The following is a 17,009-nucleotide window of genomic DNA, read 5'->3' as shown; positions in this document are numbered from 1 at the left end:
CTGAAATTGGGACCGACAAGACGTTAGCGAACAGGATCCATCGCAGACCGAGGCTCCGCCAGGCGCATCTCGTGACGGGTTTCGGATCGTGATCGAGACGTTCAGTCCTGGGCCTTGACAAACGTCACCGGGCAGGGGGCTTCGAGCATAATGTCCTGAGCGACGCTTCCAAAGACGGCCTTGCCACTCGGCGACCGCTTGCGCCCGCCGACGACGACCCGATCGACGTCAAGCGTCCTCGAGAGGTCGATGATCTCGGTGGCGTGGTCCCCGACCCGCCCACGGATCGTGTACTCGACGCCGGCCTCGTCGAGTATGTCGCCGATCGTCCGGATCGTGTCGTGACGGTTGGCGACCTCTTCCGGAGACGCTTCGGAGCCGCCGCCGAAGCCGAGTCTCTGTGCCGCTTGATCGAACTGGTCGGGCGTAAACACGTGAGCGAGGACAACCGAAGCACCGGACGGCCCGGCGATTTCGACGACTGCTTCAGCGAGTTCGTCGACGCGATCGTGGTCAGTGGGCCCGACTGCCAAAAGTACTGTTTCGAGTGTCATCATCGACTCTTGGAACTCCAGGGTAACGAAACTAGGTGTTCCGAGGGGACATACGTTCGGAATTGGTCGTTCGATCGACAACCGAATAGTCGATCACTCACAACGGAAACGCCGTTCTACGGGCGAGTCTCTATCACCCGGTGTTCTTCATGCCGGCGGCGATACCGTGGACAGTCAGTCGCAGCGTTCGGCGCTCGGTCTCGGTGAGGTGGGACTGAGCGAGCAACCGAATCTGCAGCAGGTTCAGCGGGTCGACGTACGGGTTTCGGCGCTGGAGGTTCTCCTCCATCCATGACCGCTTGAGTAGCGTCTCCCGGCCGGAAATCTCCGTGATGAGGTCGACGGCTTCCTCGTATTCGGTGCGGATCCGGGGGAAGAACCGTTCGCGGAGTTCTTCGTCGGCCAGATCGGCGTACTCGGTTGCGATCTCCATGTCGGATTTGGCCAGCGCCATCCCGGCGTGATCGAGGATCGTCCCGAAGTACGGCCATGCCTCGTACATCTGCTTGAGCGTCTCCAGGTCCCCGCCGTCGTCGAGGTAACCCTGGATGCCCGTGGCGACGGAGTACCATCCGGGAATGATACACCGGGCCTGCGTCCAGGAGAAAACCCACGGGATCGACCGGAGGTCCTCGAGGCTCCGATTTTCCGTCCGGGAGGCTGGCCGTGAGCCCATGTTGAGGTTCTCGATGACCGTGATCGGGGTCGCCTGTTCGAAGTACTCGACGAACCCGTCGGTCTCGAGGAGGTCGCGGTACTCAGTGCTGGCGTGGTCGGCTGCTGTCTGGAAGGCGTCGATCCACTCCTCGGGGATGTCCTCGACGGGGTTATCCATGGCGTTGTACCGCGCTAGGATCTGCGCGTTGAGCATCTGCTCCAGGTTGCGCTCGGCGACGTCGGGGTTGCCGTACTTCTCGGCGATCGCCTCGCCCTGCTCGGTGAACTTGATCTGGCCGTTGACAGTCTGGTTGGGCAGCGCGAGCATCGCTTCGTGCATCGGCATCCCGCCCCGGGAGATCGACCCGCCGCGGCCGTGGAACAGCCGGAGGGTGACGTCGTGGTCGTCACAGATGTCGGCCATTCGCTTCTGGTTGCGGTACAGTTCCCAGTTGGCCGCAAGGTAACCATTCTCCTTCGAGGAATCCGAATACCCGAGCAGGATCTCCTGGGTGTTGTTCCGGGCCTCTAAGGCCTGGCTGTAGGCCTCGTTCTCGAAGAGCGTGCTAAGCATTTCACGGACGCGTGTGAGGGCGTACTCGCTCTCGAATAGTGGGACGATGTCGAACCCGCAGTAGCCCGGCAGGTCGACGATGCCGGCCTGATCGCCCAGAAAGAGGACCTCCAGCGCGTGGGAGGACTCCTCGAACCAGCTGATCGCGTAAGTATCGATGGCGTCGACGCCGTACTCCCGTTGCCACTCGGCGGCCGAAGAGAACAGCGTCAGGACTTTCGCCGAGTCCTCCGAAAGCCCGTCTGTATCGTCGATGTCGATTACCGGGTCGTCCTGGAGGATCGCCTCAGTCAGGAACTCGACGCGCTCGTCTTCGTCCATCGAATCGTAGTCGATGCCTTCCCGATCGAGCGTCTCGACCAGCGTGTTCGTGTGTTTGCCACGGTGATCCCGCAGGTCGAGGTTCGCCAGCGAGAAGCCGAACGTCTCGACTTTTCGGATCAGCGGCTGGACGTGTGCCTCGACGATGTCGTTCGCGTCGTTCTCTTCGAGGCTCTCGGCGATGATCTTCAGGTCGGCAAGGAGTTCGTCGTCGTCGTCGTAGGCTCCGGATCGGACGTCGTCGACGCGGAGGACACTCTCGCGCATCAACTTCAGCTTCTGGCGGTAGGGCTCGTCCGGGTAACGCTCCTCGATCCCATCGGCGACGCCCGGGAGGTCTGCCTTGTGCGTCTCGAGGCTCTCGACGAACGTGTCGTTGAGCTCTACGTTATCGACATCCTGGCTCAAAACGCCCGAGAGGCTCTTGAGATCATCTCGATACAGTTCGAGAACGACGCTGCGCTGGCGGTCGAGAGTTTCCTCGGTGACTTCGGGGGTGACGTAGGGGTTGCCGTCACGGTCACTGCCGGCCCACGACCGGAACTCGTAGAGCTTCGGGACGTCGACCTCGCCGTCGTAGGTCTCCTCGAGGGCGTGCTCGAGTTCGTCGTAGACCTCGCTGATGACGTCGAAGAGGCTGTTCTCGAGGTACCACTGGATGTTCAGCGTCTCGTCGGTCACGTCGGGCCGGCGATCGCGGACCTGAGGGGTCTGCCAGAGGCTCGTCACTTCCGCCCGCAGTTTGCGCTTCAACCGACGTTCTTCCCGATCCGTGAGGCGGATCTGATCGAGATCCTGGATAATCTTTCCGACCGACCAGAGCTTGGCTTTGATCGTCTTGCGTCGCGCTTCAGTCGGGTGTGCCGTAAACGTCGGCTCGATCATGACGTCATCGAGAATCTCCTCGACGGTGTCCGGATCGACGCTCTCGGCCGAAAGCGTCTCGACCGCCTCCTCGACAGTATCCGAAAGATCGCCGCTCTGGAGGCCTTCCCTGACCTCGCGGACTCGTTCGCGCTCCTCGGCCAGGTTGATCAGCTCGAAGTAGGTGGTAAAGGCCCGAGCGACGACGTCTTGCATACCCGGCGAAAGCCGGTCGAGTTCGTCGTCGATCGGTTCGCGGGACTCACCGTCCCCACGGCGGTAGGCGATGGCGTTGTTCCGAATCGTTTCGACGACCTCGAACGCCTCTTCGGAGCTCTGCTCCTCGATGACGATCCCCAGCAATTCTCCCAGTTCGCGAACGTCCTGGGTTAGCTCTCTGCCGTGTAAAGTCATACCACTGGATGACGGGTCCACCGATTTAACACTAGCGGAATTGGGAGGCCGAAATACCTATATCATTTATAATCAATAAGCCTGGAGTCTGTCGGTTCTACCGAAATATGGCCACGATCTTTTAGGTTGGTTTCTAGCTACTGACTATTGTCGGGAAAAGCCAAACAACCGGCCGGTTGGGATGGACGGCCGCGACTGTCGAGCAGTCGACCCCCTATATCGAGGGTCCGGGGGTGAAAGCGAACGCGCGGATCGGATCGCGACCGTCCTGACGGCGATCGCCCTTCAGTCCGGCGTTTCGTCCACGAGACGTTAATTATCGACCATCCAAATATGGTCCTCCACGTTACATACAGTCCGATAAAATCGTGAAAAACCGATCCTGGGGGCCTTAAACACCCCTAATTATGGGGGTATGGTTTGGTTATTGTTCCTTACATACTACAAAGTAGGTGGACTCACTGATGGCCAGTGACGCCGGAGACGCGACACAGGGGGTCAGCCAGGAGCCCACCGCAGCACTCTAGGTGATTACAATGGATGAAATACGGATTCACGGTCGCGGTGGTCAGGGGTCGGTTACCCTGGCACAGCTGCTCGCACAGGCGGCCCACGAGGAAGGCACGTGGGCACAGGCATTCCCGGCGTTCGGCGTCGAACGCCGCGGGGCGCCCGTCGAGGCGTTCGCGCGCTTCGACGACGAGAAGATCACTGACCGGAGTCAGGTCGACGAACCGGATTACGTCATCGTCCAGGACACGAGTCTGCTGGAGTATGTCGACGTGACCGAGGGACTCAGCGAGGATGGACTCGTCCTGGTCAACACGGGTGCCGATCCCGAAGAACTCGACCTGGAGACCGATGCCGAGGTGGTCACGGTCGACGCGACCGACATCGCCTTAGAGCACCTCGGCCGGCCGATCATGAACACCGCGCTGCTGGGCGCGTTCGCCGGCGCCACCGGCTTGCTCGGCCAGGACAGTATGGAGGCCGTCATCACCCGGAAGTTCTCGGGCGAAATCGGCGAGCAGAACGTCGCGGCAACCAACGACGCGTACACGGAGGTATCAGCATGAGCGAATCCGAGGACCCATACGAGAACCTCACGATCACGACCGGCGCCGTCGTCGAACCGAACACCTCACGCGTGAACAAGACCGGTTCCTGGCGGCAGTTCAAGCCGGTCATCAATGTCGACGCCTGTATCGCCTGCGGGCAGTGTGATACGTACTGTCCCGACCAGGCGGCCAAGCCGGTCGAGGGCGAGGACTACTACGGGTTCGACCTCGACTACTGCAAAGGCTGTGGCATCTGCGAGGAAGTCTGTCCGACCGACGCGATCGACATGATCCGGGAGGAGAAGTAACATGGCGAAAGCAGAACAAAACCCCTCGGAAGAACAGAAGGTAATGAAGGGGACCTCGGCCGTGGCGAGAGGCGTCATGGCCGCCAACCCCGACGTCGTCTCGGCGTACCCGATCACGCCCCAGACCGGGGTCGTCGAGAAGCTCTCGGACCTGGTCGCCGACGGCGAACTCGACAGCGAGTTCATCAAGGTCGACAGCGAGTTCAACGCCGCCTCGACGTGTATCGGTGCCTCGGCGGCCGGCGCTCGGGCCTTCTCGGCGACGTCCAGCCAGGGTCTGAAGCTGATGAGCGAACCGCTGTTCACGGCGGCGGGCATGCGCCTGCCGATCGTGATGGCGGTCGCCAACCGGTCGTTGTCGGCTCCGCTGTCGATCTGGGCCGACCACACCGACGCCTTCGCCGAGCGGGACGGCGGGATGATGCAGTTCCACGCCGAAGACGTCCAGGAAGCCATCGACCACGTGCTAATGGGCTTCCGGGTCGCAGAGCAGGTCAACTTGCCCGTCCTCTCGAACTTCGACGGCTTCATCCTGACCCACGTTCAGGAACCCGCCGACATTCCCACCGAGGAAGAGGTCAGCGAGTTCCTGCCGCCGCGTGATCCCGAGTACACGCTGGACCCCTCCGACCCGAAGACGATGGGTGCCTTCGCCCGGCCGGAACACTGGACGGAAGCCCGCTACGAGATCCAGCGGGCCATGGAGGAATCCAAGGACGTCTGGGCGAAGACCGTCGAGGAGTTCAAGGAGATCTTCGGCCGGGACTACACCGAGTACAACGGCATGCTCGATACCTACCACGGGGACGCCGACTACCGCCTCGTGGCGCTGGGCTCGATGTGCGGGACCATCCGGAAGGTCATCGACGAGTACCGCGCCGAGGGCGTCGACGTCGGTCTCATCCGACCGCGCGTCCACCGGCCGTTCCCGACCGAGGAGCTCCGGGAAGCCCTTGGCGACGCCGAGGCCGTCGGCGTCCTGACCAAGGAGATGTCTCCCGGCTACGAGAGCGCGCTCGCGGGCGAGATCAAGGGCACGCTGTACCACGCCGAGAACCAGCCCCCGATCAAGAGTTTCGTCGTCGGCATGGCGGGCCGGGACATCACTGCCTCGGACATCGGCGCGATGATCGAGGAGACGATGGAGGCCTCGGCCCCGATGGCCTTCGACGAACAGGAATCGTGGCCACAGCTCCGCGAGGAACTGCTCGCGGACGGAGGTGACTGACAATGAGTTCCGATCTGCAAGACCAGGACTTCACTGACGAACTCGAACACGACGAGGAACTGTGGAACCCCGGTCACCGCGCGTGTGCCGGGTGTGGTCCCGCCCTGGCGATGAAGTACATCACCGAGGCGGCCGGCGAGAACACCATCATCAGCCAGCCCACTGGCTGTATGGAGGTCGTCTCGACGCCCTATCCCGAGAGCTCTTGGGGGACCAGCTACATCCACAACATCTTCGAGAACGGCGCCAGCGTCGCCTCGGGCATCGAGGCCGCCTACAAGGCCTTCGACCGCCGCGACCCCGACCACCTGGACGTCCAGGACTCGGATGACCTCAACATCATCGCCGTCGGTGGCGACGGTGCGACCGCGGACATCGGGATCCGCGCTCTCTCGGGCATGATGGAGCGCGGCCACGACGTCCTCTACATCATGTACGACAACGAGGCGTACATGAACACGGGCGTCCAGCGCTCCAGTCAGACGCCCTTCGGTGCGTCGACGACCACGTCGCCGGCGGGCGATGAGAGTATCGGTAACGACACCAACAAGAAGGACATGACGTCGATCGCGGCCGACCACGGCGTCGAGTACGTCGCGACGGCGTCGATTTCGAACCCCCACGACTTCAAACAGAAGGTCGAGAAGGCCCTCGAGATTGACGGGCCGAAGTTCTTGCACGTCTACTCGCCGTGCCCGGTCGGCTGGAGTTACGAGTCCTCGAAGACGGTCGAACTGGCCGAGTTGGCCGTCGAGACTGGCCTGTTCCCGGTCTTCGAGATGGAGGACGGCGAGATCACCAGCGTCAACAAGATCAGTGACCGCAAGCCGGTCCGCGAGTGGCTCGAGAAGCAGGGTCGCTTCAAGCACCTCTTCGACGGCGAAGAGCCCAGCGAGGAGGCCATCGAGGAACTGCAGACGTGGATCGACGAGCGCGCCGAAGACCTCGGGCTGGACGCCTGAGCTGACCCCCACCTGTCGCGTCTTTCCTCTCGTTTGCGTTTATCGAGCGTCGTCACTCGTCCGCATTCTCTCGAGACCGACGACAGATTATACGACCATTCGTGACGGAAGGCTGATATTCGACGTTCGGAGTGACGGTTCAGCGCCACAAGTGGACGGTCGCCAGTATCAGTAACTGAAACGATGGGAGAAGGATATTTATGCCTCATCTTTTAAGATAGGGGTATGGCAAGGTTCTCCTTGGGGGAGACACGCGTCGCCCTCTCCGTCCAAGTAGTGCATATCGTGTGGCAGACGATCCTCCTGTTCCTGGCGCCCGGATCACTGTATCCGTTTCTGGCCGGTGGCGGGTTCGTGTTCGCAGCCGGAACGCTGGGGTACGCCCTCGTCCGCGAACGCGAACGGAACGAGTCGCTCCGTTCCGAGCGCGCGGATCTCCGATCGAGGGTGACATCTCTCGAAGACGAACGGACATCACTCGAGTCGGAGCTCGAAGAAGTCCGCACGGAGTTAGAGTCGACCCAGAGGACCCCAACACCCGAAATCGGGATGGGGGTCGCACCGGCACCCGACGGCGGCGTCGCAGCGCCAAACGGGGAATCCTTCGAGGAGCTCGACGGCTACATCCGCGAGGGCGCACAACGGATGGACACGGTCGGCGAAGGCGACCTGACGGTCCGGTTGAACGCCGAGACGCCATCCGAGGCGATGAACGAACTCGCCAGGGAGTTCAACGAGATGGCGACGGCCTTCCAGCAGACCATCGAAACGGCAAGTGACTTTAGCGAGGATGTCTCGGGGTCGAGCGAGCAGGTGACGACAGCGACCGAGGCCGTCCGCGAGGCCAGCGAGAGTATGGCCGAGAGCGTCCAGCAACTCGCAGATGCCTTCCACGATCAACACGAACAGGTGACCCAAATCTCCGAGGAGATGGGCGAGATGTCCGCCACTATCGAGGAGATCGCCGCTTCCTCGGACGAGGTCGCCGAGAAGGCCGACCAGACCGAGCAACGGACCGTCGAGGGGATCGAAGCCGCCAGGGAAGTCAGCGACGCGATGAACGAGGTGGACGATCAGACCGAAGGGGTCGTCGACACTGTCGAGACGCTGGACGACCAGATGAGCGAAGTGGGCCAGATCGTCGACCTCATCGACGACATCGCCGAGCAGACCAATATTCTCGCGCTGAACGCCTCGATCGAGGCCGCACACGCCTCGGGCGCGGACAACAACGGCTTCACGGTTGTCGCCGACGAAGTGAAGTCACTCGCCGAGGAGACCAAGGACGCCACCGACGAGATCGAGTCACTCATCACGGACATTCAGGATCAGACGACCCAGACAGTCGAGGAGATCGGGGAGATGCGCGAGACAGTCGGCGAGGGCCAGGAAACGATGGATGAGGGTCTGGAGGCCCTCGAGTCGATCCTCGACTTCGTCCAGGACACGACCAGCGGCGTCAAGGAAATCAGTAACGCGACGGACGACCAGGCGGCCTCCAGCGAGGAAGTAGCCAGCATCGCTGACAGCGCCGCCGAGATCAGCCGTGAGAACATGGAGGAAGCCGAAAGCGTCGCGGCCATCGCCGAGGAACAAACTCTCGCCCTCGGCGAGATGTACGTCAACGCGAAGATGCTCAGCATGCGCGCCCAGCAGCTCTCGGCACTGTTCGACCGCTACGAGACCGAGTGACGCGTCTCTTCTCGACGGGGACGTCTAGCAGTACGATCCGACGGGGACCTGCTCCTTAGCTCACTCCAGAGCGTTGGACTCCGACATCGTCCGGTCGGCCATCGTCTCCGCATCGTCGGTCCGATTCCTATCAGCCTGGCCGGTCTCGGTCTGATCGTCGTCGGTCACGTCGTCAGCCTGTCCGTTGTCAGTCCGACCGTCGTCAGCCTGTCCGTCGATGGACACATCATCAGCCCGGCCCTCATCGGTCTGTCCGTCGTCAGCTCGGCTGTCGCCAATCTGACCGTCGTTGGTCACGTCGTCACCGCTGGCCGGGGCGTCAGCGTCTCGATCACCGTCGCCCGCCGCAGGTTCGTCGTCCACACCGTCGAGTCGTTCCGCCGCGTTCGCCATGGCAGCGGCCGTCTCGTCAGCTTCCTCGAGGACGTCCTCGGTGTGTAACTCCATCTCGCCGCGGGCGCGGATGGTCCCCTCGACGGTCGCGTTCTCGTGGAGGGCGACGTCCTCGGCGGCGATGTCCCCCCAGACGTGGACGCCGGGGCCGATCGAGACGGTGCCCTCGCGGGTGGTCACGTCGCCTTTGATCTCGGTGGCGCGCCCGACGATCACGTCCTCCCGTGCGCGGAGACTCCCGAAAACGACAGTGTCCCGGCCGACAATGAGCGACTCGGCGCGGAGGTTCCCGTGGAGTCGGCAGTCGTCGCCGATGCGTGCCGGCGCGGAGACCCGCCAAGCGTCGTCGCTGACATGAGCTCCCCGCGGGACGACGACAGGTTCGTACTCGCGGTCGTCGTCCGCAACCGCCGCAAGCACGTCCGCGGCAGCCTCCTCCTCGCCAAGCCGCAGGAGGTGACCCAGATAGACGAACAGGAAAACGATCGTCGGCATCGGGTTCCGAATGACGATCCAGCCGTTTGCCTCGAAGCCATCGTCGATGTCGACGTCGTCACCGATATCCAAGTCGCCCGCGACCTTCAACTCGCCGCCGACGTGGACCCGCTCGCCGAGGTAGGCGTCCTCGCCGACGAGCACGTCCTCGGCGACGTCACACCACATGTCCAGCCGACAGTCACTGGCGGCCTCGATGTGCCCGCCAAAGCGTACCCGCTCGCCCGCGATGACATTGTTCCCCCTGACGCCGAACTCGACAGTGCTCTGGCCACCGACGATCACGTCCCCGTCGGCCACGAGGTCGTGCTCCTCGACAGTCGTCCTGTCGGGGATGACCAGCTCCGCAAGCGGCGTCGACCCCAGCACACGTTAATCAGGGGAATCCGCCATATTAAACCCCCAGGGCGCGTCTGACGGAGGTCTGACGGACGCGGCCGTCACCGGCAGCGTCCGCGACGCTTATGAGGGCGAGCACGCAACGTTCGGGCATGACCGCCCTTTCCTTCGACGAACACGGGGTCGACGTCGTCTACGAGGGCGTCGACTTCCGCCTGGAGAAAGCCCTCATCGAGGACGCGGTGGAGAAGTCCTATCCCGACGTGACGGACCACGAGGTGCTCCAGCTGATCGATCCCGAACCCGCACTGTCCGGCGAGCCTCGCCGGATCGCCGAGATTATCGAGTGACGGACGGAAACGACTGTGTCCACTTTCCGCCGTCGGCCGACGATGCCGATGGCAGGCACAATCACTAAGGACCAGTTCCCTGTTGGGTACAGCAGGCAGATGCCGTTGCTCATCGACATCCGGAAACTGCGGGTCATCAATCAGCTCATCAAAGCCGGTGCGGAGAACGCGGCGTCGTCGCTCGGCACGCTCGCCGGGGTGGACGCGACGGTCGACATCAAGAGCTTGGCGTTCGTCGAGCCGCCCGACATCGCCAGGGAGATCGGGACGGACCCGATCTACAGCGCCAGTATCCGTCTCAACGAGCCACCCTACGGCGTCTTCCTGTTGACCTTCTACGAGGAGACGGCCCGTGAGATGGCCGAGTTGCTGACCGGGACGGAGGTCGACGGCGAGTTCAACCAGCTTCAGGAGAGCGCACTCCAGGAAGTCTGTAACATCCTCACCTCGGGGTTCGTCGATGGCATCGCTAACACGCTGGAGACGACCATCGACATGGGCACGCCGACGCTCCGACAGGCCGACGGCGAGGAGATCGCCGAAGACGCCCTCTCACACGTTCGGGCGGACTCGCTGTCGATCGTGCTTGACAGCATCGTCGACGTGACTGACCGCGAGGAGGCCTTCAAGGTCCGACTGTTCCTGATTCCCGATCCAGGGTCGTTCGTCAACCTGCTCGATCGACTCGACCTCGGGGACATCGACGACGCTGATACGGAAGCCGATCCGGTGTTCTGATCGCGTCGACCCGACCCGGCGTGGCCACCGATTCCAGTGTTTTGATGGGTCGGGAGTCCGACCCGGCAGATATGACACTCGCCGACGTACTCGTCGCCGGACTGCACCTCCTGTTCGCAGCACTGTGGACCGGGAGCGTCCTGTTTCTCACGCTCGCCGTCCTGCCGATCGCCAGGGATGGGACACTCGACAGCGAACCACTCAGCAGACTCACCGCGGGATTCACGTGGATCGCCCGCGCGGGCGCACTCGTGACGCTACTGACTGGTGCCCACCAGGCGGCGACGCTTTACACTGTGGATAGTCTCCTCGACTCCACGCGGGGCCATCTCGTACTCGGGATGGTCGTGCTGTGGTTCACACTCGCGGCGCTCTCGGAGGTCGCCGCCGCCCGGCTCTCGGACGGTACTGCGGAGCAGAAGGTCCGCACCCCAGCAGCGAACGCTCGGCCGTTCCTGCTCGCGGCGTCGATCGTTGCCATCCTGTTGTTGTTCGACGCCGGCGCACTGGCTGCGCCCTGGTAGGACGATGGGCGCAAAAAGGGCGACCTGGGACCACTCGCTCAGACGTCTTCGGTCTCGGCGTTGGGGGCGTTGCGCTTGACGCTCTCGACGCCGTCGCGGGCGGCGCTCCGGTCGTTGTATCCCTGACTGCCGTCCGCGAGGATGTTTCCGTTGCGGTGACGGAGCCGCCAGCGCCACTTCTCACCCGCGTCCTCGTAGATCTCGAAGGCGGCAGGACTCACTTCGAGAGCGTCAGCGTCGGGCGCGTAGTTCTCGACGCGCTCGACGGCCGTCTCGGCCTCGTCGCGGTCGGTGTAGCCCTCGCCGCTGTCGGCGACGATCCGATCGTTACTCGCGAGCAGCCGCCAGCGGTACTCTTCGGCCGCGTCCTCGTAGATCTCGAACTCGTAGTCAGCGAGGTTCTCTCTGAGCCGATCGACGGCACGGCTGGCATCGTTGTACCGTGAGTACCCCTGGCCGCCGTCGGCGAGGATGTTCCCGTTACGGTGGACCAGTCGCCAGCGGTACTCGCCCGCATTGTCCTCGTAGATCTCGAAGGCAGTCGGATCGATCCGGAGGTACTGGGCCGGGCCGACGTACTCGCGGATCCGTTCGAGCGCCCGGGTGAGGTTACCCCGGGAGGCGTACCCCTCGGCGGAGTCACAGAGAATGTTGTCGTTGTCGTGACGCAGCCGCCAGCGGTACTCGCCCGCATTGTCCTCGTAGCGTTCGAACGTCGCCTGACTGTCGATTTCGGTGACTGGTTCGAACGTCTCCTCCTCGGCCGGCAAGTCCGCTTCGTTCTCGATGAGCAGGACCGTCGCCCCGAGTGCGTCCCGGCGGACCCCGGCGATGCCCTTCTGGGCGTTGTGTTTGCGGGTGTAGCCCTCGCCGCCCTCGGCGATGATGTTCCCGTTGCGATGGCGGAGACGCCAGCGCCACTCCCCGCCCACATCCTCGTAGAGTTCGAACCGCGATTGGCTCTTCCGAAGCAGTCGCAGTCTGGCGGCCAGGTCCATTTCGTCGGCCTGCGTATCCGCCAGTTCCTCGCCCAACCGTTCGGACTCGGCTTCCGTCTCGGTGAGTTCCTCGCGTAGCCGGTCGGATTCAGCTTCCGACTCGGCGAGTTCCTCGTCACGGGTCGTAAGCAACGGGACGAACACGCCCGCAAAGCCCATCACGAGTAATCCGACCGAGTAGACGGCGATGACAGGGCTCGCCTGCGGTCGCCAGTCACCCGGGTAAATCGTCAGAAACCAGCCGGTTCCGACGATACACAGGAGAAATCCGACGAGCAATAGAGACGATGCCAGATCACTCAACGGAAGTCTGACTATCGGGCCTGCGACGAGCAACGCGAGTCCGAGAGCACTTATGATAATGCCCCAGCCCCGCATCTGGGTTCCAGCCCTGCTGGTCATTACCAGCAGGATGCCCAGGATTCCAAGCAACAATCCGAGGACAAATACCCAGTACCCGATCACCTCGTCGTCAGTCGCCGGTCGGCCGATACGCTCGCGATACCACTGGTTGAGATATCCTTGCTGAGAACTCTCTGATGCCATAGTATTTCCGTTTACTTATACAGACGGACGATACTTATAGATTGATGCGGACAGGTAGGAACGTTCACAAACGCGATTTCGGGCCGGAGCTGTCGGAGAGAACGGAAATATCGCGCTCTCGGGCGTTCGAACTGATCAGATCTCCTCGAAAAGGTCCGTCGAGAGGTAGCGTTCGCCAGTGTCAGGGAGGACGGTGGCGACGACGGCGTCGTCTGGATACCCCTCGGCGACCCGTTTCGCGGCGAGTGACGCGGCACCCGAGGAGATCCCGACGGCGAGACCCTCCTCGCGGGCGATCCGGCGAGCCTCTGCGATCGACTCCTCGCGCTCGACGGTGACGACCTCGTCGAGCAGTTCAGTCCGTAGGATCTCGGGCACGAACCCGGCGCCGATACCTTGGATACCGTGACTGCCGGGTTCTTCGCCGGAGAGGACAGCCGACTCGGCCGGTTCGATCCCGACGACGTCGACGTCGGCCTCGACCTCCTCGCGGAGAAACTCCCCGACGCCCGTGATCGTCCCGCCGGTGCCGATCCCGGCCACGAACGCGTCGAGTTCCCCGTCAGTGGCGTCCCACAACTCAGGCCCAGTCGTCTCCCGGTGGGCGGCCGGGTTCGCGGGGTTGTCGAACTGCTGGGGAACGAACGCGTCGTCGTACTCCGCGGCGAGTTCGTGGGCTCGATCGATCGCGCCGCTCATACCGCCATCAGCGTCGGTCAACTCGAGTTCCGCCCCGAGTCCGGCAAGTAACTGGCGGCGCTCCTCACTCATGGACTCGGGCATGGCAAGCACGAGATCGTAGCCCTTTGCGGCACAGACGCTTGCCAGCCCGATCCCCGTGTTGCCGCTCGTCGGCTCGATGACAACCGTGTCGTCGGTGATCTCGCCGTGTTCCTCGGCAGCTTCGATCATCGACCTCGCGATGCGATCCTTCACCGAGTAGGGATTGAACGATTCGACTTTGGCGAGCACCGCCGTTCCAGACCCGTCGTCGAGTCGGAGCAACGGCGTGTTCCCGATCAATTCGGTGACAGCGTCTGCGACTTCCATGACATTAGGACGGTCTCTGTCGTCGCTATTTAAGGTCGTCCGAAACTCCCAGTGTGCGAGAACCCACCCGAACGGGTGAGGACAGATCACCGACGGCGTCGAAAAGAGGACTTAGATCACAGTTCGGTCAGCAATTCGTCCATCAGCTTCGACTGGGCAGCCGCGAGGTGTTCAGTGAACGTCGAGGAGTCGATACCCAGTTCGGCGGCGACGTCGGTCGCGTTGGCTTCCCGTGGGTACGAGAAGTACCCCATCTGGTAGGCCGTCTCAAGGACCTCCTGCTGGCGATCGGTCAGCCGGTTGCGGTTGATCGGGACGACATCCGTGCTACCCTCCTCGTCGCTGTCGACCTGCAACAGGTATCGGATCCGGACAGATCCGTATCGCTCACGGAGATCCGTCACGAGATCACGGAGGTCCTGAATCGCCGTGAGGTGTAACGAGAGCACCAACGAGCCGTCCTGGGCCCGGATCTCCGAGATCGGGTGGCTGTTTTCCTCGACGAACTCACAGACACAATCCAGCGGTTCGTGCCGGAACCGATAGACGTTAGTCGAACGGTATTCGAACAGCTGCGAGAGGCGATTGTCCGAGAAGTCCGTCTCGCCGCTGGCAGTGAACTCCTCGGTGATCGACCCCGCGTCCTGCCCCGCCCGCGAGACGGAGGTGAGCGGTCCCTCGGCCCGTTCGGAGAGTTCCGCGACCGGACAGGTGTCCGGGGAAAGAACCTCGACTTCTGCACGCATTCCCGGCATTGTTGATTCGAAATAGGGCCGGACGGGCCATAACGGATCGGGCCATTCCCATCGACTGAAAACGTCGTTAACAGCACTAGACACGGCAAATGTGTCCGCATCGTCGGCGAGCGTTGGACACGTCGGTCGACCGAATGAAAAAGGACTTAGACCGGGGCCAACGACTCCGGTGGTATGCAAGCCGTCGTACTCGCCGGAGGATACGCGACGCGCCTCTGGCCAGTCACGCGTAACCGACCGAAGATGCTTCTCCCGATCGGAGAGCGGACCGTCATCGACCGGATTCTCGGGGAACTCGAAGCCGACGACCGGATCGAGGACGTCTACGTCTCCACGAACGAACGGTTCGCAGACGATTTCCTCGACCACATTGCCGAGACTGACTTTGAAAAGCCGACGCTCTCGGTCGAGGAAACCGTCGAGGAAGACGAGAAGTTCGGCGTCGTCGGGGCACTGGCACAGCTGGTCGACCGCGAAGGGCTGGAGGAGGAGGACCTGCTGGTCGTCGCAGGGGACAATCTCATTAGTTTCGATCTGAGTGACTTCCTCGACACCTTCCAGCAGTGCCGGGAGCCGACGCTCGCGGCCTACGATGTCGGATCGCGCGAGCGGGCGAAGTCCTACGGCCTGATCACCGTCGAGGGTGATCGCGTCGTCGACTTCCAGGAGAAGCCCGACGATCCAGACAGCACGCTCGTGTCGATCGCCTGCTACGCTTTCCCGGCAGAGGAGGCACGCTTCGAGGAGTACCTCGACGGCGGCAACAACCCCGACGAACCCGGCTGGTTCATCCAGTGGCTGGTCGAGCGCGGTTCGGTGGACGCCTATACCTTCGACGGCGCCTGGTTCGACATCGGGACACCCGAGAGCTACCTCGATTCGGTCCGGTGGGCACTGGACGGCGACAGCGTCGTCGCCGACAGCGCAACCGTCGAGAACTCCGAGATCGGGGAGAACGTACACGTCCTCCCGGACGCGACGGTCGTCGATTCGACCGTCGAAGGGTCGATCATCTTCTCGGACGCGACGGTTCGGGACTGTGAGATACACGATACGATCATCGACCGGGACACTCACGTCGAGAACCTCGACCTCGCTAGCGCGCTCATCGGTGCGCATACCCAGATCACGAACGGTTCGTGATCACGAACGACCGGGTTGGGTCGACTCGACCTATCCCAGCCAGGCATCTTCGATCCGGATCGAGCCCCGCGTCCCATCCCATTCGGAGTCGTACGTCAGTTCGATCGGTCGATCCATGTGTGGGCCGTCAGTGACGAGGGTCTCGAACTCCCCACCCTCACCGAGGACGTGAACGCCATACTCCTCGTTGAGCGAGAGGAGTTCCGCCAGGGCATCCTCGTCGAGCCGTCGGCCGAGCCACGCCTCGTCCAGGCCGGCGGCGGCAACCTGGATGATCCGGATCTCGAAGCCCGCCGCCAACATTTCCCGTGCGAGGGTCTCGGGGTCACGTTGCCACAGCGGGGCGAACAGCTCGGCGTCGAGGCGGTCGGCGAGCCCCTCGATTCGGGAGGTCTGGTACTCGCTTTCGACGGCACCCGCGACGATCCCGGCCACACCGCCCGGCAGGTCGGCGTCGAGATCGCGGACGGCCGTCTCGAGAGGTTCGAGTTCCACATCACCCTGTCTACCCGCGTCGATCACGGTTTCCGCCCCGAAGTCGTCGGGTTCGACTTCGACGAGCTCGATCCCGATACTCTCGGCTGCGAGTCGGGCCAGGTCCGTCGCCGGGACGTGATACATGTAAGAGTCCCCTCGCGGGTGGACCGTGACAAGTCGTTCAACCGAGAGGTCACGCTGCAAGGCGCGATATAGTGCCCACGAAGAGTCTTTGCCGCCGGAGAACAGCGCCAGCCACGCACCCGCCCCGTGGTCGTTCATGTCCCGGCTAGTCGAACCGTCGGATTTAGGCCTGCCGGTTGAGAGGGCTTTGAGGGTGAGGGACCTCTGTCATCCTGGTCGAGGGACCTCTGTCGTCGAGTGTGACCGTGACCGCGCCAAAGCTCACCGGTGGACAGTGACCGTCACTGCGCCGCAGTCACACTCGTAAACGTGGCGCGTTCCGCCGGGGGACTCGTAGACGATCCTGCGCTGTTCAGCCGAAAGGGGGCGGTCACAGTCGTCGGAGTCGCAGGTCGGCGTAAGCGATTCGATCATATATCTCAGTA

Annotated in this window: 17 protein-coding genes; 9 read left to right on the top strand and 8 right to left on the bottom strand. The window is 62.9% G+C overall.

From position 1 onward, the window contains the following. Window positions 1-101: 101 nt before the first annotated feature. Together E3374_RS03805 and ppc are read right to left on the bottom strand one after the other, a co-directional pair. The gene (locus E3374_RS03805; protein WP_136687703.1) at window positions 102-554 is read right to left on the bottom strand and encodes a universal stress protein; all 453 of its coding nucleotides are present in this window, start codon (window positions 552-554) and stop codon (window positions 102-104) included. 133 nt (window positions 555-687) lie between these two features. Further along, window positions 688-3,384, bottom strand: coding sequence for a phosphoenolpyruvate carboxylase (ppc, locus tag E3374_RS03800; protein WP_136687702.1), 2,697 nt, complete (start codon window positions 3,382-3,384; stop codon window positions 688-690). A gap of 536 nt (window positions 3,385-3,920) precedes the next feature. Between ppc and E3374_RS03795 the strand changes: the two genes are divergently transcribed. From E3374_RS03795 to E3374_RS03775, 5 genes are all read left to right on the top strand, one after another. Further along, on the top strand, window positions 3,921-4,460 hold the full coding sequence (locus E3374_RS03795; RefSeq protein ID WP_136687701.1) for a pyruvate ferredoxin oxidoreductase subunit gamma: 540 nt from the start codon (window positions 3,921-3,923) through the stop codon (window positions 4,458-4,460). After that, window positions 4,457-4,750 carry a 4Fe-4S binding protein gene (locus E3374_RS03790; protein ID WP_136687700.1) on the top strand — a complete coding sequence of 98 codons (294 nt, stop codon included), beginning with the start codon at window positions 4,457-4,459 and terminating at the stop codon, window positions 4,748-4,750. Before E3374_RS03795 ends, E3374_RS03790 begins: the two co-directional genes overlap by 4 nt. A gap of 1 nt (window position 4,751) precedes the next feature. Next, window positions 4,752-5,978: a pyruvate ferredoxin oxidoreductase gene (locus E3374_RS03785; protein ID WP_136687699.1), complete on the top strand. Its 1,227-nt coding sequence runs from the start codon at window positions 4,752-4,754 to the stop codon at window positions 5,976-5,978. Between the two features lie 2 nt (window positions 5,979-5,980). After that, a complete protein-coding gene (gene porB, locus E3374_RS03780; protein ID WP_136687698.1) occupies window positions 5,981-6,940 on the top strand; it encodes a pyruvate synthase subunit PorB in 960 nt (319 codons plus the stop codon). 225 nt (window positions 6,941-7,165) lie between these two features. Further along, entirely contained in the window at window positions 7,166-8,632 is a 1,467-nt protein-coding gene (locus E3374_RS03775) for a methyl-accepting chemotaxis protein (RefSeq protein ID WP_136687697.1), read from the top strand. 60 nt (window positions 8,633-8,692) lie between these two features. Here E3374_RS03775 and E3374_RS03770 read toward each other — a convergent pair whose 3' ends face one another. After that, window positions 8,693-9,889, bottom strand: coding sequence for a polymer-forming cytoskeletal protein (locus tag E3374_RS03770; protein WP_136687696.1), 1,197 nt, complete (start codon window positions 9,887-9,889; stop codon window positions 8,693-8,695). 122 nt (window positions 9,890-10,011) lie between these two features. Here E3374_RS03770 and E3374_RS03765 point away from each other — a divergent pair, with 122 nt between their 5' ends. The 3 genes from E3374_RS03765 to E3374_RS03755 all read left to right on the top strand — a co-directional run bounded on the left by E3374_RS03765 (window position 10,012) and on the right by E3374_RS03755 (window position 11,471). Further along, entirely contained in the window at window positions 10,012-10,209 is a 198-nt protein-coding gene (locus tag E3374_RS03765) for a DUF5800 family protein (protein WP_136687695.1), read from the top strand. Window positions 10,210-10,308: 99 nt separating this feature from the next. Beyond that, complete coding sequence (locus E3374_RS03760) at window positions 10,309-10,947, top strand: chemotaxis protein CheC (protein ID WP_136687876.1); 639 nt, start codon at window positions 10,309-10,311, stop codon at window positions 10,945-10,947. Window positions 10,948-11,018: 71 nt separating this feature from the next. Continuing rightward, window positions 11,019-11,471, top strand: a complete 453-nt coding sequence (locus E3374_RS03755; protein ID WP_136687694.1) for a CopD family protein — start codon at window positions 11,019-11,021, stop codon at window positions 11,469-11,471. Window positions 11,472-11,509: 38 nt separating this feature from the next. Here the strand turns inward: E3374_RS03755 and E3374_RS03750 are convergent, their stop codons facing one another. From E3374_RS03750 to E3374_RS03740, 3 genes are all read right to left on the bottom strand, one after another. Beyond that, window positions 11,510-13,015, bottom strand: coding sequence for a DUF1508 domain-containing protein (locus tag E3374_RS03750; protein WP_136687693.1), 1,506 nt, complete (start codon window positions 13,013-13,015; stop codon window positions 11,510-11,512). Between the two features lie 135 nt (window positions 13,016-13,150). Then, window positions 13,151-14,065 carry a cysteine synthase A gene (cysK, locus tag E3374_RS03745; RefSeq protein ID WP_136687692.1) on the bottom strand — a complete coding sequence of 305 codons (915 nt, stop codon included), beginning with the start codon at window positions 14,063-14,065 and terminating at the stop codon, window positions 13,151-13,153. A 116-nt stretch (window positions 14,066-14,181) separates the two neighbouring features. Next, the gene (locus tag E3374_RS03740) at window positions 14,182-14,820 is read right to left on the bottom strand and encodes a helix-turn-helix domain-containing protein (RefSeq protein WP_136687691.1); all 639 of its coding nucleotides are present in this window, start codon (window positions 14,818-14,820) and stop codon (window positions 14,182-14,184) included. A 174-nt stretch (window positions 14,821-14,994) separates the two neighbouring features. Between E3374_RS03740 and E3374_RS03735 the strand changes: the two genes are divergently transcribed. Continuing rightward, entirely contained in the window at window positions 14,995-15,963 is a 969-nt protein-coding gene (locus E3374_RS03735) for a sugar phosphate nucleotidyltransferase (protein ID WP_136687690.1), read from the top strand. 30 nt (window positions 15,964-15,993) lie between these two features. Here the strand turns inward: E3374_RS03735 and E3374_RS03730 are convergent, their stop codons facing one another. Both E3374_RS03730 and E3374_RS17035 read right to left on the bottom strand, forming a co-directional pair. Further along, the gene (locus tag E3374_RS03730; RefSeq protein ID WP_136687689.1) at window positions 15,994-16,722 is read right to left on the bottom strand and encodes a diphthine--ammonia ligase; all 729 of its coding nucleotides are present in this window, start codon (window positions 16,720-16,722) and stop codon (window positions 15,994-15,996) included. A 123-nt stretch (window positions 16,723-16,845) separates the two neighbouring features. Beyond that, window positions 16,846-16,998, bottom strand: coding sequence for a hypothetical protein (locus tag E3374_RS17035; RefSeq protein ID WP_169051766.1), 153 nt, complete (start codon window positions 16,996-16,998; stop codon window positions 16,846-16,848). Window positions 16,999-17,009: the final 11 nt, after the last annotated feature.

The sequence above is a fragment of the Halorhabdus amylolytica genome, from assembly GCF_004944975.1.
GTDB lineage: Archaea > Halobacteriota > Halobacteria > Halobacteriales > Haloarculaceae > Halorhabdus > Halorhabdus amylolytica.
Note: the sequence above shows the minus strand (reverse complement) of the source record. Positions and strands in the feature narration are given on the sequence as shown.